We start from the raw sequence: 21,937 nt of genomic DNA, 5'->3' as shown, positions 1-21,937 counted from the left end.
GGTTGCAGCGCAATATTCAAGTCTGAAATGACAAAATGGCGACATCTCCTGCATGGCGGACCTGCGCCCAGCGCAAGGAGTGCAAACCGGCACGGACCGGATCGGCCGCCGCGACCGCACGGCCCGGTGCCCTCATTTCGCACTTATGCTAGGGAAAGCTTCCATTGATCGGCAAAGCGTGAGCGGAACGCTGCTGTGCCGATGGCGACAAGGTGCGGTCCCATGGTGCATTGGTCCATCTATCTGCTGATCCCGCTGGCGCTGGCCAGCGTCGCCGGGGTGCTGATCCTCGGGCTGGCCAATCTGGCCACCGGCGGCTCGCCGCAGCGCTCGCAGAAGCTGATGCAGCTGCGCGTCCTGTTTCAATTCGTGGCCGTGGTCGTGATCATGGTCACCATCTACGCCATGCGGCACTGACAGGGAAAAGCAGACCAAGGCCATGGTGAAGCTGAACAAGATCTACACGCGCACCGGTGACGACGGCACCACGGGGCTCGGCAGCGGCGAGCGGGTGCTGAAATATGACCTGCGGGTCGCCGCCTATGGCACCGTGGATGAGGGCAATGCCGCCATCGGCATCGCCCGCCTGCATCTGGACACCCAGCCGGAGGTGGATGGGATTCTGGCGCGGGTGCAGAACGACCTGTTCGACCTGGGCGCCGATCTGTGCGTGCCCGAGCGGCCCGACGCGCCGCCGCCGGCGTACGAGGCGTTGCGCATCGTCGCGCGGCAGGTCACCCGCCTGGAAGAGGATATCGACCGGCTGAATGCGGAGCTGCCCCCGCTGCGCTCCTTCATCCTGCCGGGCGGAGCGCCGGCCGCCGCGCATCTGCATCTGGCGCGCACCATCATCCGGCGGGCCGAGCGCGACATCGTCGCCCTGGCGCAGGTCCCGGGCGAGGCGGTGAGCGCGCCGGCGATCCAGTATGTGAATCGCCTGTCGGACCTGCTGTTCGTGGCCGGCCGTTACGTCAATGGCCATGGCGCCAACGACGTGCTGTGGGTGCCCGGTGCACACCGCTAAGAGACGCAGATCATGAAGGTTAACAATTCCTAAATCATCATCGGTCCAGTACGCGGCGTTTTTCCGCAGTGACAGGCAAGTGGCCGCTGTGCGACCGAATTTACTTCTGTGATCTATGGGGATGCCATGAGTCCGCGTCAGCAGATCGTCCCGGTTATTCTGGCCGGTGGCACCGGGACGCGCTTGTGGCCGCTGTCGCGCCAAAGCCTGCCCAAGCAGTTTCTGGCCCTGGTCTCGGACCATACCCTCTATCAGGACACCCTGCTGCGGGTGGCCGCGGGGCCGGTGTTCCATCCGCCGGTGGTCATTACGGGCGCGGAGTTCCGCTTCTTCGCCGCCCGTCAGGCCCGCGAGATCGGCATTGACGCCACGGTGCTGCTGGAGCCGGTGCGCCGGGACAGCGGGCCGGCCCTGCTGGCGGCCGCGGCCTATGTGGAGGCCCGCTATGGCGCCGACACCCTGATGCTGGCCCTGGCCGCGGACCATGTGGTGACCGATCCCAAGGCCTTCCTGGCGTGCGTGGATGAGGCTGCTACCGCCGCACAGGCCGGGCATATCGTCACCTTCGGCATTCAGCCGCGCGCGCCCAGCACCGCCTATGGCTATATCAAATGCGGCGCGAGCCTCGATGGCGCGGCCATGCGGGTGGCGTCATTCGTGGAGAAGCCCGACGCCGCCACGGCGGAACGCTATGTGAGCGACGGCTATCTGTGGAATTCCGGCAATTTCCTGTTTCCCGCCGGCCTGATGCTGGCGGAAGGCGCGCGCCTGGAGCCGGACACCACCGCTGCCGTCACCGCCGCGGTGGCCAAGGCGCAGGAGGATCTCGGCTTCCTCGCCCTGGATGCGGACGCCTTCGCTGCCGCCACGTCCAAGTCGATCGACTTTGCCGTGCTGGAGCACACCCAAGTCGCGGCGGTGGTGGCGGGCGATTTCGGCTGGTCGGACATCGGCGCCTGGGATGCGGTGCATGCGGTGAACCCCGCCGATGAGGCCGGCAACGTCACCCACGGTCCGGTCGCGCTCACCGACAGCCGCGGCTCCTATGTCTATTCCGACGGCAAGCTGGTGGCCGGCATCGGCCTTGAGGGTCTCAGCGTGATCGCCACCGACGATGCGGTGCTGGTGATGCCATCCGATCGCAGCCAGGATGTGAAGGCGCTGGTGGCGCGCCTGTCGGCGTCCCGGCGCAATGAGGTCAGCGAGCATCTGAAGATGCACCGGCCATGGGGCACCTACCAGACCATCTGCCGCGGCGAGCGCTTCCATGTGAAGAAGATCGTGGTGGAGCCCGGCGGCACCTTGTCGTTGCAGAAGCACCACCATCGGGCGGAGCATTGGGTGGTGGTGCGCGGCACCGCCGAGGTGACGCTGAACGGCAGCGTTTCCACCCTCCATGAAAACCAGTCCACCTATCTGCCGTGCGGCAGCGTGCACCGCCTCGCCAATCCCGGCCGCATCCCGCTGGAATTGATCGAGGTGCAGACCGGCTCCTATCTGGGCGAGGACGACATTGTGCGCCTGGAAGACATCTACGCCCGCGCGTGATCCTGACGGCGTCGCTGCCGCCGGCATTGACGCTGTATCGGTGCCACGATCTGCTCTAAAGCCTGGGCGTCCACACGACGCGCCCGTCGCAGCGCGGGGCGCCACGCCATGCCACACGTCGCCGGGGGCGGATGCTTGATGCCGTTTTTCCATACGCCGGCGCCGATTCTGGAAGAGAGCGGTCCCGGCTGGTTTGCGCCCGCCCGGCCCCGCCCGCATCCCAAGCGCCTCGGCACCTTGGAGATGATCTTCGCCGCCAAGCACAATCTGATCTCGCTGTGGCAGGTGAGCGACTACAAATCCACCTCCGGGCAGATGCGCATTTTCGGCCGGCAGGTGTTCCTGGCCAATTCGCCGGAGACGGTGAAATACGTCATGGCCACCCGCCACGACAATTATGAGCGCAAGAGCCCGCAGATGCGGCGCGCGCTGGAATATCTATTGGGCGACGGGCTGTTCATTTCCGACGGCGAGACCTGGAAGCGCCGCCGTCCCCTGGTCAGCGACATCGTGCACAAGAACCGGGTGCCCACCTTCGGCCTGACCATGGAGGCGGTGACGCTGGCCATGGTGGAGCGCTGGCGCGCCCGTCCCGCCGGTGAAACCTTCAATGCCCTGAGCGAGATGGCGGAACTCACCGCCGAAATCATCGCCCGCGCGGTGTTCGGAAATCATCTCGGCCCGGAAGCCGCGCACGAGGCGGTGGACGCCTTCACCCGCTATCAGAGCCTGATCGACAATTTCAACCTCGGCTATTTTCTCGGTGCCGACGAGGGCCTGCCGGTGTTCCGCGGCCCGCGCCTGCGGCGCTCCGTGGCCCAGCTCGACCGGGTGATCGGCAAGGTGGTGTCCGACCATCTGTCGGGCCATGGCGACCACAATTCCATGATCGACCTGCTGGTGAAGCGCCAGCAGAAGAGCCCGGACCTGGGCCTCGACGTCTCCGCTTTGCGCAACGAGGCCGCCACCATCTTCATGGCCGGGCACGAGACCACGGCGGCGACCCTCACCTGGGCCTGGTATCTCATCGCCAATGCCCCCTGGGTGGAGGAGGCAGTGCTGGCGGAACTCGCCACCGTCTGCGGCGACCGGCCACCCACGGTGGCGGACGTGCCGCGCCTCGACTGGTGCCGCGCGGTGATCGAGGAGACGCTGCGGCTCTATCCGCCGGTGCCGATCCTCGCCCGCCAGGCCAAGGATGCGGACCGGATCGCCGGGGTGGACATAGATCCGGCGGCGCTGATCGTGGTGGTGCCCTGGCTGCTGCATCGCTCGGTGGGCCTGTGGGACCAGCCCGAGCGCTTCATGCCGGAGCGCTTCCTGAAGGACCGCCCGACGCCCTACACCTACATCCCGTTCGCCGTCGGCCCGCGCATCTGCGCCGGGCTGGCGTTCGGCTTGACCGAATCCATCCTGTGCTTCGCCATCCTGGTGCAGCAATTCAAGGTTCGGATGGCCGCGGGCACGCAGGTGGAGCCGGCGTGTCGCCTGACCTTGCGGCCCGCCGGTGGATTGCCGGTGACGGCGGCGATGCGACGCTAAGATGGCGCGGGCCGAGGATCGCCATCGGCCCCGGAGATTTCTGTGTCCGTGCAGGGACGGTGCACCGGCGGTTGTGCTATCGCCTCTGCAGACCGTGTTGGACAGGTTGCACCCTCATGACTGAAGCAACGCCCACGACTTTGGACGATGATCGGATCGCCTCCGCGGCCCAGAGGGTGATCGATCGGTTCCAGCTGCGGCAGGGCAGTGTGGCCGACGGGCCGATAGGGACCAAGAGCGCCCCAGCCCTGAATGCCGATGACCCGCACAGTCTGCGCCTGGCCCTTGACGGCATGGCTGAAGCCCTGGTGCGCATGGAGCAGCTCCAGGCTGCGCGGGACCAGGCCTTCACCGCCGCCCTGGAGCGGATGGAGCGCATGCTGGCCAAGGCCGAGGGGCGCATCGACGCCGTCTCCGACGAGCTTGCTGCGGTCGGTGCGCGGCCTGCGATGGTGTTGGATGGGGTGCGTGAAAGCCAGGAGGCTATGCTCAGCGCAGCCAAGGCCGAGTTCACCGCCATGTTCGACCTGACCCGGTCTCTCCTGGACGAAGCGCGGCACTTGCATGGAGACGCTGTGCGCAAGGCGGGGGACTGATGCGGGTTTTTCACTATTCGCCAGCCATCGTCGCGCGCGATGCGGTCGGATTTTCACTAACATTCCTCCATCGCGCTCTGCTGCGGGTCGGAGTTTCGTCGTTTCTGGTCTGCGGCGAAGATTCCCTGGCCGCAGCACCGGCGTTTACGCGGACTGTGGCCGATTTGATCGCGCTACAACCCGATCCTGACGACGTTCTGATCTTTCATCACGCCTTTTTTGACGCCAATGCCAGCCGCTTGCTTGAGCTGTCTTGTCGCAAAATCATGGTTTATCACAATATCACCCCCGGTTATTTCTTCCGGCGGTTTGATCAGATCTGGCTGGCGGACGTCTGCGATCAGGCGCGGGCCATGCTCGGCGAGATGCGGCACGGGTTCGACGCCGTGGTCGCGGATTCCGCCTATAATGCCCAGGAACTGACCGATGTCGGGTATCCCGCGTCGGTGGTGATCCCCGTCTTCTACGACGAGCATTTCTATCGTGACCGTGCGGGGGACAATGAGGCTTTCCTTGAGCGCCACATGGCCGGGGCGATCAACCTGGCCTTTATCGGTCGCTATGTTCCCAACAAACGGCCCGACAATGTGATCCGCATCGCGGCGCTGGTGAAGCGCATGGCGGGCAAGCCGGTGCGCCTGCGGCTGCACGGCAAGGTGTGGGAGCGCGGCTATTATCTCAGCCTGCGCCGGCTCAGCGAGGACCTGGGGATCGAGCAGGACGTGGTGTTCGAGGTCAATCAGCCGCGCGAGGCCTTGCGCACCTCGCTGGCGTCCGCAGATGCCTTCGTGTCCGCCAGTGAGCATGAGGGCTTCATGGTGCCGCTGGTCGAGGCCTTTGCCGTGGGCTGCCCGGTGGTGGCCATGGCCTCCAGTGCCGTCACCGAGACCTGCGGCCCGGCGGGCCTTCTGGTGCGGGATGCGGACATTGAGCACGTCGCGGCGCGCGTGGTCATGGTCCATGAGGACCAGGACCTGCGAATGGCGCTCATCCGCGCCCAGAGCGCGCGGGCGGCGTTCTTCTCCACCATCGCGACGCTGCGCAAATGGGAGGGAGTGCTCGCTCCCTTCCTTGAACAGCCCTTGGTGACGCATGCACATCGCATTTGACGGCGGCTGCTTTCAGCAGGGGAGTCCCGCCGGGGTCTATGCGGTCGCCTGCGGCATCCTCAACGCGGTTAAGGCGGAAAGCCCGGCGTTTCGCGTCACCTTGGTCTGCGATCCCCGCCACGGTCCGGTGCGGCCCGAGGCCCTGGCGGGGCTGACCTTTGTGCCGCCGGTGGTCCATGCGCCCCTGGCGGTCTCCGGCGAGGAGCGGGAGCCTTGGCCCACGGTCGACGATCCGGATCTCCGCTTCCTGGTCGATGGACGGATCGTGCCGGCCTCAATGGCGGGCGGTGTGGCGAGCTATGCGGGGCCGACGCCCCGCCGCAGCTTTGCCGTGCTCAGCCGGAGCAGCCAGACGGCGGAAACGGGGAGTTGGGGGACGCAGCGTCGCGGCATCCGCGTGTCCGGCATCGAGATCTCGGCGCAAGGTCAGGTGGTGCGGGTCTCCGGGGCCGATCGCCGTCTGGCGCAGGGCTTTTTCGAGGCCGACGCCGGCGGCCGTTGGACCGACGGTGCGGGCTTCGTTCCGCTCTCGCTGTTTCCGGACCAGGCCGCCGAGGTCTCGGTCGACGTGCACTTCACGGCGCAACCGGCCTATCGCATGCAGCCGGGGCCGGGCGCCCAGATCATCCATGATCTGCGCCGGGCGCGGGCGCTGGCGGAACGCGCGGGCATGCTCCGGGATCTCGCCGCGCGGCTGAAGGCGGATGGATGCACAGCCTATGTGGCCAACCATTTTACGCCCATCGCCCTACCAGGGCTGGTGAATATTGCCTGGGCACACGATCTCGCCCCGATCCTTCTGCCGCAGTATGTCCGTGCCGACGCACGGCTGGCTTTCGCCGAGACGGTGAAGCGATTCAGGGATGCCGACCGGGTTTATGCGGTGTCTGGCTGCATGCGGGATGACCTCGTCACCCAGCTGCACATCCCCTCCGATCGGGTCGTGGTGGTGCCGAATGCGGCGAGCGAGGGCATCGCCCCTCAGTCCGACGCCGCGGTCGACACGGCTCTGGCCCCACTCGGCCTCGGTCGCGGCCAATATATTCTCGCGGTTGCGCCCCTGGAGCCGTGCAAGAACCACCTGCGTCTGCTGATGGCCTATCAGGCCCTTCGCCAAAGCCTCCCGTCTGCGCCCGATCTGGTGTTCGTCGGAACGATGGGGTGGGATGTTGAGAAGATCCTGACGTTCCGCCGGGCGGCGGGCCTTGAGGGCGCGGTCAAGATCCTGCCGGATGGCGCGGAGCAGGAACTGGCGTGCCTCTATTCCGGGGCCATGTTCAGCGCCTGTGTGAGCCTCTATGAGGGCTCTGGGCTGCCGATCCTCGAGGCGATGCGGTGCGGCACTGCGGTTCTGACCTCGGATCGCTCGGCCATGGCCGAGATCGCCGGCGATGCCGCGCTGCTGGTGGACCCCTATGATATGGACGCCATCAGCGCCGCCCTCCAGCGCCTGATCGAGGATGCGGCGCTGCGAAAAAGCCTCGCGTTGAAGGGGATCCGGCGTGCGGACTCCTATTCCTGGCGCGCGTCCGGGCAGATCGTCCTTGCGGATCTGGCTCGCCTGACGGGAGCCGCATGATGCGGATCGCCGTTTTCAATCCCTGTGACATGACGCCCGGGGAGACCGCAGGTGAGACGCGGCTGCTCAATCTCTGCCGCCGCCTCTCCCGCACCCATGAGGCGCGGTTCACGCTGCTCGACGATATGGCGGCCGGCATTCCGATCCTGGCGAATGCGCCCCGTCCGCGCCGGGTGACTGGCGCGGACGGGTTCATGCCCGTGGCCAGTGCCACGCCGATGGCCCAAGCGGTGGCGCAGCGCCGCCGGGCCTCCCCAGAGGCGCGGCGCGGCGCCAATGCCGCCCGCGGCATCGCCTGCCGCACTTCCGCTGGGGAGCACCCGGCGGCGACATACGGAGCGATCCTGTCATGAGCGCGATGTGGTTGCGCTGGCTGGCGTCCGGCACGGGGCGCGCGATGCGGGACCTGCAGCGCGCGGATGCGGCGCGCGATGCCCGGGACTGGGCCGCGGCGGGACAGTCCTACGCCGCCTACCTTGCCGTGAAGCCAGATGACTGGGGCGTTCGCGTCCAGCTTGGCCATGCCTTGAAGGAGGCCGGTAACCTTCCCGGCGCAGAAGCGGCCTATCGGGATGCGGCTGCATCTGCGCCTGAGGATGCCGACGTCCTGCTCCATCTGGGCCATCTGCTGAAGACCATGGGGCGCCAGAGTGAGGCCGAGGCGGTCTTCCGCCGCTGCGCTGAACTGCTGGAGCGGACCCCCCACACGCCGCGCGCGGACGAGATGCGGCGCGCCGTGGATGACGCCACGCGGCCGTCGTTCCGCATGCTCGGCGACGCGGCGAGGGACGCGCGCAACTGGCTTGAGGCGTCCCGCCACTACCGGGCGCATCTGGAGGCCGAGGCTGCCGATGGCGCCATCTGGGTCCAACTCGGCAACGTCTCGAAGGAAGCCCGGCAATTTGGCCCCGCGGAAGCGGCCTATCGGCAGGCCATGCACCTCAACCCGGCGCAGCCCGAGGCCTGCCTCCAACTCGGTCACCTCCTGAAACTGTTGGACCGCTTCGACGAGGCGCGGGAGGCATTCCGCCTGGCCGCCGAACTGGGCGGCGGCACGGAGGCCGTGCGCGAGTTCAGCGCTCTGGGGGCGTGGGGGCGAGGGGCCGCTTCCGGGATGGGTTCATCTGAGGGCCAAGGCCATCACGGCGCCCGCCCCTTTACCCCGGACAGCAGAGGGCCGAGCGAGCGGCCGCCCGAGGTCCTGACAGGGGACGATCTGCGCGCGCTCCTGAACGCACAGGCGGCGCGTGACCGGAGCTCATGGGATGTGGCCTGCGCCCTCTATGGCACCTATCTCGCGGCCGTGCCGTCCGACCCCGGCGTTTGGCTTGAATATGCCACAGTGTTAAGAGAATCCGGGCGTTATCAAAAGGCCTACGACGCAACCATTCGCGCGGGGGCGAACGGGCCGGCCTCGGTGGATCTCATGCGGGAGAAAGTGCGGTTGCTCCGCCATCTGGGGCGTCACAGCCAAGCCGAGGCCCTCTCGACGCAGCTCATGATGGAACATGGGTTCGCCGCGGGGAATATGGAATGAATGCAGATCGTTGAGGCGATGAGCGCAGGCCTGATCGGGTTTTCGCGGATCTGCTCGGACATCTGACTGCTCCCTGGGGAGCAGGCTAAAAAACGTTCAATGTGAACGGGTGTACAGGTTGTTGGTCTTCGGATAAGGAAGGCCGTTCTGCAGATGTTTGGGGGCGTTGATGGCCAAGCGTGCGTTGCTGACTGGGATCACCGGACAAGACGGAGCCTATCTTTCCCAGCTTCTGCTTGAGCATGGCTATGAGGTTTATGGCGTCGTCCGGCGCTCGTCGCATTTCGGCGTCGCGGACCATCGCCTACGCTGGATCGGTGTCGACAAGGACGTCCATATGTTGGACGGCAACCTGTCGGACCTCTCCAGCCTCATTCGCCTGGTGGGCGAGGTCAAGCCGGACGAGGTGTATAATCTCGCGGCGCAGTCTTTTGTCGCGTCATCCTGGCAGCAGCCGATTCTGACCGCGAACATCACCGCCGTCGGGGTTACGAACGTGCTGGAAGCCGTCCGTATTGTCGCGCCTGAGGCGCGTTTCTATCAGGCGTCGTCGTCTGAGATGTACGGCAAGATCCAGGAAGCAGCCCAGAGCGAGACGACGCCCTTCTACCCGCGTTCGCCTTATGCCGTGGCCAAATTGTATGGCCATTGGATCACGGTGAATTATCGCGAGAGCTTCGGGCTCCACGCGTCCTCCGGCATTCTGTTCAACCACGAAAGCCCGCTGCGCGGCATCGAGTTCGTGACGCGCAAGGTCACCGACTGCGTGGCGCGCATCAAGCTGGGCCTGGCGTCCGAATTGCGGCTCGGAAACATCGATGCCAAGCGCGACTGGGGCCATGCCAAGGACTATGTCCGCGCCATGTGGCTGATGCTGCAGCAGGACGTTGCCGATGATTACGTGGTGGCCACCGGCCAGACGACGACCGTGCGCGACATGTGCAAGATTGCATTCGAGCATGTGGGCCTCCCCATGGAGGATCATCTGGTAATCGACCCCGCATTCTTCCGGCCGGCGGAAGTGGATGTCCTGCTGGGCAATCCGGCCAAGGCAAAGGCCAAGCTCGGCTGGGAGCCGAAGATCACCTTGCAGGAGATGATCCGCGAGATGGTCGATGCGGACCTGGAACGGCTGCGGCGGGCCTGATTCATGCCCGACACGCCAGCTTTGCTCCTGGTTGGTGGCACCGGTTTTGTCGGTGGCTACTTTGCGTCGGCGCTCGAAGCCGCGTTTCCGGCGCATCGGCGCGTTCTGCTGAGCCGTGAAAGCGACGAGGCCATCCCGCGCGGCTGGGAGGTGGGCAAGGCCGACCTCCTGGACCCTCAATCGGTGGAAAATCTCGTTGCCGCCCTCCGCCCGCAGGTGGTGGTGCATCTGGCGGCCCAGTCGCATGTGGTGAGCGATGCGGAAGCCACGTGGCGCGTGAACTTCGGCGGCACCTTTGCGCTTGCCTCGTCCGTTGCGCGTCACGCTCCGGAAGGAGTGTTTTTCTTCTCCTCATCCGGTGAGGTCTACGGGCGAAGCTTCAAGGACGGTGTGGCGACGGAGGAGACGGTGCCGCGGCCGCAAAACGCCTATGCATCCTCGAAGTTGGCCGCTGAGGGCATGCTGAGCGACGTTTTGCCGGCAACCAAGCGACTGATCGTCACCCGCTCCTTCAATCACACCGGTCCCGGCCAGGACGAGCGCTTTGTCCTGCCAACGTTTGCGGCGCAGATCGCCCGCATCGAGGCGGGGCAGATCCCGCCGGTGATGCGTGTGGGCAATCTCTCCGCGGAGCGCGACTTCCTCCATGTGGCCGACGTGGTGGATGCCTATGTCCGGTTGCTGACTCATCCGGAACCGGAGAGCCGGGTCTTGGTGAACGTTTCCTCGGGGCACGCCTACCGCATCGAGGCGTTGCTTGAACTGCTTCGGAAGGCCTCAAAACGGCCGTTCGAAGTGGAGATCGACCCTGCCCGTCTGCGGCCTTCAGATATTCCCCGCGCGGTGGGAGATTCTGCGCGGCTCATGCAGCTCACCGGATGGGCGCCAAAGCGTCCCATCGAGGAGATTCTCGAAGAATTGTTGGAGTGGTGGCGCGGTCGTCTGGCGCACCCCACCCCACAAGCGTAACGCAGATCTAAGGTCTGAGTACGTAAAACGGCCTAAATCATGTTTTGATGTCGTCCGGCTTGAACTTGCGTATCTCGCTTCAGCGATTCGCTGGTGGCGTCGAGTGACACCTTTTGCAGCTAGGCCTTGGCGTCGTCGGCGCGATGGCAAGACCTAGTCTCGCAATTTGTGACGCATTCGATTTTAGCGGTATAAAGCAACCTACCAATCGCGCCTTAGCAAAGGAATCACGTCTTATGAGCGAGGCCTACAAGCAGATCGATGGCTGCCGCGTCAGTGGCTCCAAGAATTTGATCACCGTACTGCAGCTTGGCCACCAGGAACTTACGGGTGTTTTCCCCTCGCCGGGGCAGCCTGTGACGTCTGGCCCGCTTGATCTCGTCTGGTGCCCCGACAGCGGCCTGCTTCAGCTCGCTCATACCTACAATTCCGCAGAAATGTATGGTGATAACTACGGCTATCGCTCGGGGCTGAACGCCTCGATGGTGCGCCATCTGAGCGCCAAGATCGGTTTCCTTGAGAAGCTCGCCGACCTCAAGCCCGGCGACGTGGTGCTGGATATCGGCTCCAACGACGCGACGTCGCTGAAGGCCTATACCACTCCGGGCCTGGAGCGTGTCGGCATCGATCCGACCGGCGCCAAGTTCCGCGAGTATTATCCCGACGATATCAAGCTGGTGCCGGATTTCTTCTCGGCCGCTAACTTCCGCAAGATGACTGACAAGTCGGCCAAGATCGTCACCTCGATCGCCATGTTCTACGATCTCGACGAGCCGATCGCCTTTGCCCGCGACATCGCATCGGTTCTGGCTCCCGAAGGCATCTGGCACTTCGAGCAGAGCTATATGCCAGCCATGCTGCGCACCACGTCCTATGACACCATCTGCCATGAGCATCTGGAATATTACAGCCTCGGCGTGGTGAAGCTGATCCTCGACGCGGCGGATCTGCGGCTGGTGGATGTGCAGATGAATGGCGTGAACGGCGGCAGCTTCGCCGTGACGGCCGCCCGCAAGGGATCCACGATCAAGGCCAATGATGCGGTCATCAACTGGCTCCTGGAGCAGGAAGATCGCATGGGTCTCAACACCGTGCGCCCGTTCCGCGAATTCGAGGATCGGGTGTTCCGGCACAAGGCCGATTTGATCCGACTGTTGAAGGCGCTGGAGGCCGACGGCAAGAAGGTCCTGGGCTATGGCGCCTCGACCAAGGGCAATGTCACGCTTCAGTTCTGCGGCATCACCGAAAAAGAGGTGTCCGCCATTGCCGAGGTGAATACCGAGAAGTTCGGCAAGGTGACGCCGGGCACGCGGATCCCGATCATCTCGGAGGCTGAAGCGCGGGCGATGCAGCCGGACTATTTCCTGGTCCTGCCGTGGCATTTCAAGGAGGGTATCCTCCAGCGCGAGAAGGAATACATCGCCAAGGGGGGCAAGTTCATCTTCCCGTTCCCCGAAATCGAAATCGTCTGAGGCCTTGCCCGTGCTCACCGGGGCGGGGCGGTTCCGTCCCGGTGCGCGCACTCCGCCTCGTGCGACCGTTCCTCTGTCGCGCCGCAGCTATGCTCTGCGGCGAATGGCTGACGACCGAGGCGCCGGGGATCGACCTCCTGGCCCTCGGCATTCGGATGTCCAAGTGGCACTTACATGTGCCCTCATCAGGTTGAGCTACCTGACGTAGCGGCCAATCCTGCCATCATCTACGTGTGCTGTATCCCGACCAATGGTCCTTCTGAGGTCCTCAGGGGGTACCGAACACGAGCCATTTCACATCACTCTGCCGATTCCTATCGGCGTGCGGTTCTTAATTGTCTATTTCGCCGCGTCTGGCATACATGAGAGTGGAGGCGGTCGTTTTTAACCGCTCTAATACTCTGCCGTTGCGGCGAATAGGGAGGCGGCAGCGACTATGACGTCATGGATCAAGCGGGTAGCCAGGAAATTGGGCCGCGACGCGGAGATTCGCGAAGCAATCGAGCGCCGTGCGCAATTGGTCCTGGCCGAGGCCGATGCCGCAGCCGCCCAGCGGGAGGATGCCCTCCGCCACGCCATCGAGCGGCGCGCCCAGCTCACCACCCATGAGGCAGCCGCGTTTGGCGAGCAGCGCATCCGCGCGTTATGGGAGGATATCGAGCGGCGTGCTCAGCTGGCGGTGGCCGAAGCCAGCGCCAGAGCGGACCTTCAGCACCATGATTGGCGCGCTGCTCTGGCGCATCATGTCGACGAGGCCATCTCCGCTGCGATGTCGTCCCTCGGCCAGGACGTCGAGTTGCTCCAGGACAAGGTCGAGCGCGGCTGGGGCCCCGCCGCTGGGGGCGCCTCCACCGGTCAGGTCCGCCGCGGTGGAGGGGATTCCACCGCCAGTGCGCGCGGCCCGGCTTTCGAGGCGTTCTGGTCTCCGGCGCTGACCTGGTCGGTTGAAGCCGGGCATGGGCCATCAAGCGGCTTGGGCGGCGCGGCGGCGCATGACTTCGCGCAGGCTTTGACGGAACTTGGCCATGATGTTCTGCCGGCCGGTCGCGCCGGTGGGGCGACTGTGACCGCCCTGGTCTCGTCTGACGCGACCTCCCTCGGCGCGTCTCCCACGGACGCTGCCCTGCTGGTGGGGTTCGACTGGGGCGAGAGCGGCTATTCGCTGCAGGATATGGCGCGGATCAACGCCACGCTGTCCGGTGTGGCCTGTGCGTCCCGTCATGCGGAGAAGGTTCTCATCGACCACGGCATTGCGATCCCCACCGCGACCGTCGGCGTGGGGCTCGACGGCTGGGAGCGCATCGAAACCGCCCTGAATTACCAGGCGCCGGGCAAGAGCTTCCGCTTCCTGCACGTGTCCGATTGCGATGCGGCCTCGGGCGTGGATCTTCTGCTGGAATCCTTCGGGCGCGTTTTTGCCAGCGACGATGCGGTATCCCTCATTGTCCGGCCAACCGGGCCCGTGCCCGCGCATTTGACCGCCACCTTGAAGGCGTTGCGGGCCAAGAACCGGACCTATCCGGACGTCATTGTCCTTACCGATGCCTTGACCGCCGGCGAACTGAAGGCGCTCTACTGCCGCTGCCAAGTGTTCCTCGCCCCGAGCCGCGCGGGGGGCTATGGCCTGCCGATCGCCCATGCGCTTCTGTCCGGCTTGCCGGTGGTCGCCACCGCCTGGGGCGGGCATATGGACTATTGTGATCGGGACAACGCCTGGCTGGTGGATTACGAGTTTCAGGACGCCAAAACCTCCCATGAGTTGATCGCGTCGGTGTGGGCCGAAGCGCTGCCGAAGGCGCTGGATGAAGCCCTGTGGCTGGCGTTTCGCGCCGAGCCCGCCGAGCGCTTTGCCAAGGCGTGGTCCGGGCGCAAGCATCTGATCGGGCAGGCGAGCTGGAAGGACGTGGCACTTCGTGCGGCAAAGTTCGCGCAAACGGAGGGTGCCCGCCCTGGATCTGCCACCCGCGAATCCCGGGTGGGTTTCGTCTCCACCTGGAACAGTAAGTGCGGTATTGCCACTTATATGGGGCACTTGCTCGCTAATATTTCGTCAAAAGACTACATTGTCTTCGCCGCCCAAGCCAAAATGGGTGAAAAATTACGCGATGATGATAAAAATTGCGTCCGGATCTGGAATGAAAGCGTCGGTGTCAATGGTCTCAGCGCGATTGATCCGTATCTAGAATCCTGCTCAATCGACGTTATTATTATTCAGTTCAATTATGGTTTCTTTAATTCACGCGAATTGAAGGGGTGGATCGAATCTCTTCTCGCAAAGAAAATTGCGGTCGTTATTGAGCTTCATTCTACGTTAGATCCTCCCGCGAATATTCTGGATATTCAACTCGCGGACTATGCGGATGTGTTCCGCAAATGCGACCGTCTGTTGGTTCATGGCCTGAGTGATCTCAACCGGCTGAAGGCCCTCGGGCTTGCGGAGAATGCGGCCCTGTTCCCGCTTGGCGTCCTGGTCCAGCAGCGAGCCGTGCGCTCCATGCGCAATGTCGACGCGACCCCACTGGTCACGACATTTGGTTTCTGCCTGCCGGACAAGGGTCTTCTGGAGTTTGTGCACGCGGTAGGCCAGCTCAAGCGCGACGGCCGTCCCGTACGAGGCCGCATGCTGAATGCGGAGTACCCCGACCCCGCCTCGAAGCTCGAAGCCCAGAAAGTTCGCGATGCCATTCAGGCTCTTGGGTTAGAAGATGACATTGAGTTCGTGAGTGCGTTTCTCGATGACGCGGTGTGCCTCCGACTGTTGGGGGAGGCGGATCTCCTCATAAACCCCTACCAAAAGACCGGCGAGTCCGCGAGCGCATCGACTCGTTATGGCCTTGCGGCCGGCTGTCCAGTTCTTGTCACGCCTTTAGAGATCTTTGATGACCTCGGCGGCGCGGTCTTCCGAACCGCGGGAACTGCGCCGGAGGACTTGGCCGCGGGTATGTTCCAGACCCTGACGGACTTGGCAGCCGCGACCCCTGAGGCGCTCGAAGTCAATCGGGCGGCGCGCCATTGGGCCGAAACGCACAACATCGCTCGCCAAGGCGAGTGCTTGATCGGAATTGCACGAGCTGTGGTCCGCACGCAGCGGCGGGGCGATTGAGAGTGATGGATATGCGCACAAAATCCGAAAACGCACCGTCCACTCAGTCCACCGCCGCGCCGTCGAAGCGTTTGCGTGGCGCCTATGTAAATACGGCCGCCGCACAGTGCAGCATTTATGAGAGCGGACGCATGGTGTATCGCAATATTTGCGATTCACCCTTTTATGATCTGGAATATTTTTCTCTCGACTCGATGGATATCGAGCTCTTTTCGCGTGAGGGGAAGCTTCGGCGCACGGACGGCCAGAGTCCAGATTCGGGCCAAGAGACGGTTGAATACGATTTCTATGTGTTCAACTGGCACTTCATCACGATGGCCTCGACGCTCAGTCCGGATAGCATCGCCCGGCTGCCGCGGCCCAAGTTTACCGTGGTTCTTGAACTCGCCCCCAATGACCCTTTGCAGTTGGTCCCGCCGGGGGTGTTTGACGGCCATATTGCGCTGGACCCATCCGCGGATCCGACCCACAGCATCTTCCCGTTCCCGCGTCCCCTCGACGGCGACCCGTGGATGGGGCGCCTGGAGCGGAACGAGATTCCTGTCATCGGATCATTCGGTTTCGGGACGCCGGGGAAAGGCTTTGAACTGCTGGTCGAGGCGGTCAATCGCGAGTTCGACCGAGCCATCGTGCGGATCAACATCCCCAGCGGCACCTATGTTTTTACGGAGAGCTTTCACCAGCAGGATTATCCTCGCTACATCGAGTCGATTTGCAAAAAGATCGCCAAGCCGGGCATAGAAATCCGATTTACCTACGATTTCCTGTCGCCCGACGAACTGGTCGCCTGGTGCGCCGGTAATGATCTCAATTGCTTCATGTATACGCGGGCGCAACCGGGACTGGCGGCCACGACCGATCAGGCTGTGACGTCCGGTCGCCCGTTGCTGACGCTCTCCAACGACACGTTCCGGCATATTCATCGCTACATCCCCCCCTATCCGGTCATCGGCCTGCGTCAGGCGATGGCGACCACGACACCGCAGGTGCTCAAGCTCCAGCAGGATTGGTCGCGGGCCGCGTTCAGCGACAGCTTCCACCAGATGCTGATCGCTTTGGGCGTCGACGCTGCGCCCGGAGAGGCGGCCACTCCCCGCCAGGTGCTGTCGTTACGGACAGAGCGTGTTCTGGTTCTGTCGCGGGCAGCGGGAAAAGCCCTCGATGCCTCCGATTATGCCAAGCGGCTGCTAGATTCGCTGGGCCGGTCTGGCAATCGGCAAATCCTCTCGCTGCCGTACGGCGACGCCTCCGAGCTGCGGGAGACCATCAAGACGTTTGAACCCACGGCCGCCATTTTGGTGGGCGCCGGCCCCGGTGAAGTCGCCGAGTGGACGGCGGTGGTGGAAGGGGTATCCGGTCCGAAACTGATCGTCGCCGCCGACCCGCGCGCCGCGCAACTGACATTCTCGGGGCCAAGCGACAGCGTTGTCATCCTGCCGCGCCAGCCCATCGTTCCCTTCTTTACGGCAGCTGCATCGCGTCGTGATCCGCCATCCATCTGGATGCTCGGGTTCGCCGCCAGCGGGTCCAATCTTGAAGAGGTGGTGACGAAGATCGCCGAGGCATTGCCCGAGGTTGAGATCTACCTCGAAGCCCGCGACACTGAAATCGAGGCATTTCGGGCTCGGATCGCCGCGCTTGACGTGGCAAATGCTGGATATCCCGGCCTCACCCTCTCCGTGACGGCCATACCGACCGGCGCCGACACGATCATCGGCAATTTTGCCGGGGCGAGCCTTCTCGTCTTCTTCAACGACCCCGCCCGGACCGACGATCTCGAGAGTCTCAGCTGCCTGGGCATGACCACCGAAAAGGCGGTGGTGTTCACCCGTGCGGGTGTGTTCCCGAGCTATCTCGGGCGCGGCACCTATGTGGAGGACCTGCCGGTTCGCGATCTGATGGCGCTGGGAATCGCCGCGCACATCAAGACCTATTACGACTTCGGCGAGTGGCAGTTCGCTGCCGCCGTGACCCGCATTCTGGATGGCACGTGGCAGCGGCCGGCGACCACGGGTCCGGCTCCGCTGGCGCTCACAGGCACGCAGTTTCTCCAGATTGCCTGTCAGGCCACCGGGGTGGTTGTGCCCGAGCCCGCGGCCGAACCGGCCGTTCCCGCGCCGGCACCGGCCGAGGCGGGTCTGGCCGCGCCTGCCTCCGCCCCCGCCATCCGCTCATCCGGGCCGGCGGTGTTCCTGCTGGTCGGCGTGGTGGATGGCGATGTTGCCAAGCCATCACGCTTTGTCACTCGTCTCGCCCGGACATGGCAGCAACGCGGGGAGCCGGTTCACCTCGTGGTTTGGGATGCCGCCACCAAGCGGCTGCAACTGCCAACCCATAAGCAATGGACCCAATTGGGCGCGGCGAATGGCTCCGGGCTGCATGCGGCCCGCTTTACCGGACCGGGCCAGCCGCCCGTCCTGGTGGACCCGGCCTCGTGCAGCGCCGGGGACTGGCTGGTGGTGCCAGAGCCATTCCATGACACGCCGGGCCGTTACCCGTTGCTGACCATGGACATGATTTTGGAAGGCCGCCGGCTCGGGGTGAAGTCTGCCTTCATCTTCCACGGGGCCGAGCCGCTGTTTTCGAAGGGTTATGCCAGGCACTTTGCGGAACAGCACGAACTGCACATGCAGGCCCTGCTGCTGGCGGACGTCATTCTTCCCGGCTCGGATGTCGCCGCCGCCGACCTCAACGCCTTCTTCGTTCAATATCAGCTCGCCGACGTGGTGCCGCTCACCAAGAAGGTTGCGCTTCCCACCGTCAACGACGCCCATGGCTCGGACCCTTGGGAAACCTATGTGCGGAAGCTGAAGGGCGTGTTGGTCGACGCTGCCGATCCGGCCCGCCACCTCACCTCGCTCTATGTCTGGCACGACGGGTCGGCCGGTCCGCTGAAGGGGCGTGACGCCCACCTTGTGGCAGCGCTGTCCGCACGGGGCATCGACCTCATTCCGATCAGCTGGGACCTCCAGGCCCAGCGCTTCACGCCCGGCGAGGACGGGCTGGAGGACACGGACGGGTATGACGGATTCACCTGGTCCTCGTGGGTTGCGCCCGGGCGCCCCGGTGCGCCGGGATGGATCTTCATGCCTGATGCCCTTGAGGCCGGCCTGCTGACGGTTGTTACGCACGCGGCGCATGGCTTTGGCCTCCGGATCAGCGCCCTTCAGCGTCCCAGGGACCCCGGCGCCGCTACGCCCGAGACCCCGCGCGAGGCTTACGCCGCACTGGGAGAACTCGATAAAGTTCTCGCGGTCTCCCAGCCGCTGCACGACGATCTCTATGCCTTCCTTCTGTCCTCGCCGGCGAAGGTGCTCGGTGCGGAGGAGCGCTTCCAGATCGTCGCGCCCGCGAACGAAATCGTCGGGCGGGAACGGCGCCTCAGGGCCAAGCGCGGCGATCAGGCCATCTCCCGCTGTGTGGTGTGGGTGGCGAGCGATGATCCAGCCGACCTCGGAGCGATGTTCGATGCGGCCGCGCGGGCCATCAAGCTCTCGCCCACCCGGTTGAAGTTCAATTTCGTCTGCCTGTTGCCCCAGTCCGACGTCATCACCGACGCGGCGCTGAAGGTCGCGCTTGAGACGGTTCCCGGTGCGCAGTGGGAGCAGAGACCGTGCGAGGCGCGGACCTGGGAACTCATTGAGGCCGCGAGCTTCGCCGTCTATGTGGGCGAGGCGGCAGCGGATGCGCCGGAGGTGACGGCCAGCCTGTGGCACGCAGTGCCGTGCCTGGTGCAGAAGGCCGCGAGCGCCGCCGCTTCGTTCGCGGGTCATGGCGTGGTGAGTGCGGACCTGCGGCACGCGCCTGCCTTTGCGCAGGAACTGATTAAGCTCACCGACGCGGAATGGCGCAGCCAGCTGGCCGGGGAGGCGATGGCCCGCCCCGTCCGATCCTTCCAGCACTATGCGGACGATATTGCCGCAGCGCTGGCGACGGATCGGTTGCGGGACGGCCTGACGGTGCCGGACACCCGTCGCCAACCCGATGTGTTCGAGCGGCTGACCTTACTGCGTCGTCGCCCCAGGCTGTCACTCTGTATCAGCACCTATAACCGAGCCGGCTGGCTCGGCGTGAACCTGAAAAATATCTTCAGGCAAATTCCGCACGTCAGGTCCGATCTCGAAGTGCTGGTCGTCGACAATACGTCCACCGACAACACCCCCGAAGTCGTCCAGCCCTATTTGGATCGCGCTGATTTTACCTATATCCGCAATCCGCGAAATGTCGGGATGCTCGGAAATCTCGCGGTCACGGCGCAGCGGGCCCGGGGGGACTACATCTGGATCCTGGGGGACGATGATCTGACGCGGGACGGGGTGATCGAGCAGGTTCTGAGGATCATCGCCGAGCGTCCGCGGATCTCCCTGATTTATATGAACTACGGCTATACGTCGGAGAAGGACCCGGGCACCGTTACCGACTTCGACGTGTTCCTGAGCAACTTCAACATTCTTGAACCCGCCGGACCGGATGAGGTGGCGACGGTCAAGGCGCTGGCAGCCAAGTGCGAGAATTTCTATACGGCGATCTATTCCCATGTGTATCGCCGCGATCATGGCATGCGCTCATATTGTCAAGATACGAGCGAACGGCCGTTTTCAACCATGTTGTCGTGCATCCCCACGTCTTACTACACGCTCCATTATATGGCGGATGCGTCGGCCTATTGGATTGGCGAGCCGTCCTTGGTGGTGAACTCCAACGTGTCCTGGCAGGCCTATGGAACGCTGCTCGATCTTGAGCAATTGCCGCGCGCGTGGGATCTCGCGGAGCGGATGGGATGCCCGCCGCAGGAGGTGGATCGCCGCCGGGCCAACCGCTTGTGGTTGGTGGAGTTGATGTGGCGGGAAATTTTCGAGGATGACCGGGCGGGCAACGCAGCCTACTTCTCCGCCGCACGGGTTCTGATGCGCCTCAAGCATCTCGACGGGTTCTCGAAGCATATCGCGGCATTCCGGGCCATCTACACGAAGGCACATGACGCGGGGCATCCGGCGGCGCGGCAGGATCCGTCACGGCTGTTCAATTTCTCGGCTTAAGCATGCTGCGGATAACACCAGCCGCGTGTGCGACGCCGTTCCGTTGGATCACACAACGCAGCCTGGGCCTTGCATCGGCAGACTCCGCATCTGCCTTCAACAAATAGGAGCGCCTCGATGACCGTTTACTATCGCAAGAACGTGGTCGACCTTCCCCACGATGTCGGTGTTGACCAAGCGGACGGGTCGCGCTCTTCGGATGGTAGCCCCGGGTATCTGAGTTTCGGTCCTTATCTGGCCCTGAGCCCGGGCACCTATTTCGGTGGCTTTCACGTCCGGAAAACCGCCCCATGCGCGCACACCGTCGCCCTGGATGTGGATGCGAGCTGCAAAGGCGGGTCGGTCATCGTCGGGAAGCGGAGCGTCTCCGGCGATGAGATCCTGACGGATATCGCCGGGCTGGTCGGTTTCAGCTTCGACCTCACAGAGCCCGAAGATCGCTTTGAGCTGCGCCTGCATGTCTCGCCCGGTGCGCGGGTCAACGTGCGTGACGTGGTCATTTTCCGCCTGAAGCCCACGGCAAGCTGACGTCACTGAAGACCGGGTGCGGACCGGGGATCATATCTGCCGGTCCGCACCCATGCGAAGGTGCAGGGGCAAATTAGCGCCGCCGCAGGGTGCGCTTCGCGCTGCGGCGGGTCCAGGAGACCGGCTCCCGGCACGCGGTCGTCGTCGGCCTCTCCGTGTCCCAGATCGACGGCACGTCAATCCTGCAGAGTGCCATCACGGGTGGGCCAAGAATGCCGCTTTGCCAGCGATGGTTCAGCCTTCCTCGCCGAAGTTCGGGTAGCTTTTTTCTTCGACCACCGCGGAGCCGGTCAGGTCGTTGATCTTGCGCTTCAGGCGGGCGCGCGAGTCGTTCTGCTCGAACGCGATGCGCGCCTGGCGCAGAAAAGCGGCATCGCTCAAGGTCGCATGGTCTTCTCCATGCACGACTTCCTCCGCGTCCCAAATCCGCTCGTTCACAGCCTTCAACTGCTGGGCAAGACTGGCGATTTCAGCGCTCAGTGGGCCGAGGGTGGCGTCGCGGGCCGCGTTCAGCAGCGCCAGTTCGTGGTGCACATTGACCAGGCGCTCCGGCTGGGTAATGCGCTCCGACTTGATCTCCAGGATGCTGACCTTGTCGAGCAGTTCACCCAATGAAATGGGGATGCTCACCTCCAGCGGCGCCGGCGTTGCGGCCGGTCCCGAATGAGACTGTACCGGCGTCTTGTCGTGGTCCGTCATGTGGTCAATCTCCCGCTTGTCTGGTCGTTGCCTTGTTACTGCTCG

Annotated in this window: 16 protein-coding genes; 15 read left to right on the top strand and 1 reads right to left on the bottom strand. The window is 64.3% G+C overall.

Annotated elements, in window-relative coordinates; all coding sequences use genetic code 11:
• Nucleotides 1-222 precede the first annotated feature (222 nt).
• The 15 genes from AAG816_RS03285 to AAG816_RS03215 all read left to right on the top strand — a co-directional run bounded on the left by AAG816_RS03285 (nucleotide 223) and on the right by AAG816_RS03215 (nucleotide 21,193).
• Nucleotides 223-417, top strand: coding sequence for a twin transmembrane helix small protein (locus AAG816_RS03285; protein WP_341988063.1), 195 nt, complete (start codon nucleotides 223-225; stop codon nucleotides 415-417).
• Nucleotides 418-439: 22 nt separating this feature from the next.
• Entirely contained in the window at nucleotides 440-1,024 is a 585-nt protein-coding gene (locus AAG816_RS03280; RefSeq protein WP_341988062.1) for a cob(I)yrinic acid a,c-diamide adenosyltransferase, read from the top strand.
• A 126-nt stretch (nucleotides 1,025-1,150) separates the two neighbouring features.
• Entirely contained in the window at nucleotides 1,151-2,572 is a 1,422-nt protein-coding gene (locus AAG816_RS03275; protein WP_341988061.1) for a mannose-1-phosphate guanylyltransferase/mannose-6-phosphate isomerase, read from the top strand.
• 138 nt (nucleotides 2,573-2,710) lie between these two features.
• Entirely contained in the window at nucleotides 2,711-4,114 is a 1,404-nt protein-coding gene (locus AAG816_RS03270) for a cytochrome P450 (RefSeq protein WP_341988060.1), read from the top strand.
• Nucleotides 4,115-4,230: 116 nt separating this feature from the next.
• Nucleotides 4,231-4,710, top strand: a complete 480-nt coding sequence (locus tag AAG816_RS03265; RefSeq protein ID WP_341988059.1) for a hypothetical protein — start codon at nucleotides 4,231-4,233, stop codon at nucleotides 4,708-4,710.
• Nucleotides 4,711-4,976: 266 nt separating this feature from the next.
• Entirely contained in the window at nucleotides 4,977-5,819 is an 843-nt protein-coding gene (locus tag AAG816_RS03260; protein ID WP_341988058.1) for a glycosyltransferase, read from the top strand.
• A complete protein-coding gene (locus AAG816_RS03255; RefSeq protein ID WP_341988057.1) occupies nucleotides 5,803-7,398 on the top strand; it encodes a glycosyltransferase family 1 protein in 1,596 nt (531 codons plus the stop codon). Before AAG816_RS03260 ends, AAG816_RS03255 begins: the two co-directional genes overlap by 17 nt.
• The gene (locus AAG816_RS03250) at nucleotides 7,395-7,751 is read left to right on the top strand and encodes a hypothetical protein (protein WP_341988056.1); all 357 of its coding nucleotides are present in this window, start codon (nucleotides 7,395-7,397) and stop codon (nucleotides 7,749-7,751) included. The genes AAG816_RS03255 and AAG816_RS03250 overlap by 4 nt, the downstream gene beginning before the upstream one ends.
• Nucleotides 7,748-8,935: a tetratricopeptide repeat protein gene (locus AAG816_RS03245; RefSeq protein ID WP_341988055.1), complete on the top strand. Its 1,188-nt coding sequence runs from the start codon at nucleotides 7,748-7,750 to the stop codon at nucleotides 8,933-8,935. Before AAG816_RS03250 ends, AAG816_RS03245 begins: the two co-directional genes overlap by 4 nt.
• Before the next feature lie 169 nt (nucleotides 8,936-9,104).
• The gene (gene gmd, locus AAG816_RS03240) at nucleotides 9,105-10,082 is read left to right on the top strand and encodes a GDP-mannose 4,6-dehydratase (protein WP_341988054.1); all 978 of its coding nucleotides are present in this window, start codon (nucleotides 9,105-9,107) and stop codon (nucleotides 10,080-10,082) included.
• A gap of 3 nt (nucleotides 10,083-10,085) precedes the next feature.
• The gene (locus AAG816_RS03235; protein WP_341988053.1) at nucleotides 10,086-11,051 is read left to right on the top strand and encodes a GDP-mannose 4,6-dehydratase; all 966 of its coding nucleotides are present in this window, start codon (nucleotides 10,086-10,088) and stop codon (nucleotides 11,049-11,051) included.
• 236 nt (nucleotides 11,052-11,287) lie between these two features.
• Complete coding sequence (locus AAG816_RS03230; protein ID WP_341988052.1) at nucleotides 11,288-12,523, top strand: class I SAM-dependent methyltransferase; 1,236 nt, start codon at nucleotides 11,288-11,290, stop codon at nucleotides 12,521-12,523.
• A 436-nt stretch (nucleotides 12,524-12,959) separates the two neighbouring features.
• Entirely contained in the window at nucleotides 12,960-15,626 is a 2,667-nt protein-coding gene (locus AAG816_RS03225; RefSeq protein ID WP_341988051.1) for a glycosyltransferase, read from the top strand.
• Between the two features lie 5 nt (nucleotides 15,627-15,631).
• The gene (locus tag AAG816_RS03220) at nucleotides 15,632-20,665 is read left to right on the top strand and encodes a glycosyltransferase family 2 protein (RefSeq protein WP_341988050.1); all 5,034 of its coding nucleotides are present in this window, start codon (nucleotides 15,632-15,634) and stop codon (nucleotides 20,663-20,665) included.
• A 117-nt stretch (nucleotides 20,666-20,782) separates the two neighbouring features.
• Nucleotides 20,783-21,193, top strand: a complete 411-nt coding sequence (locus tag AAG816_RS03215) for a hypothetical protein (protein ID WP_341988049.1) — start codon at nucleotides 20,783-20,785, stop codon at nucleotides 21,191-21,193.
• A 234-nt stretch (nucleotides 21,194-21,427) separates the two neighbouring features.
• Here AAG816_RS03215 and AAG816_RS03210 read toward each other — a convergent pair whose 3' ends face one another.
• Nucleotides 21,428-21,892: a DUF6165 family protein gene (locus tag AAG816_RS03210; RefSeq protein WP_341988048.1), complete on the bottom strand. Its 465-nt coding sequence runs from the start codon at nucleotides 21,890-21,892 to the stop codon at nucleotides 21,428-21,430.
• Nucleotides 21,893-21,937 lie beyond the last annotated feature (45 nt).

The organism is Azorhizobium sp. AG788 (genome assembly GCF_943371865.1).
Lineage (GTDB): Bacteria > Pseudomonadota > Alphaproteobacteria > Rhizobiales > Xanthobacteraceae > Azorhizobium.
Note: the sequence above shows the minus strand (reverse complement) of the source record. Positions and strands in the feature narration are given on the sequence as shown.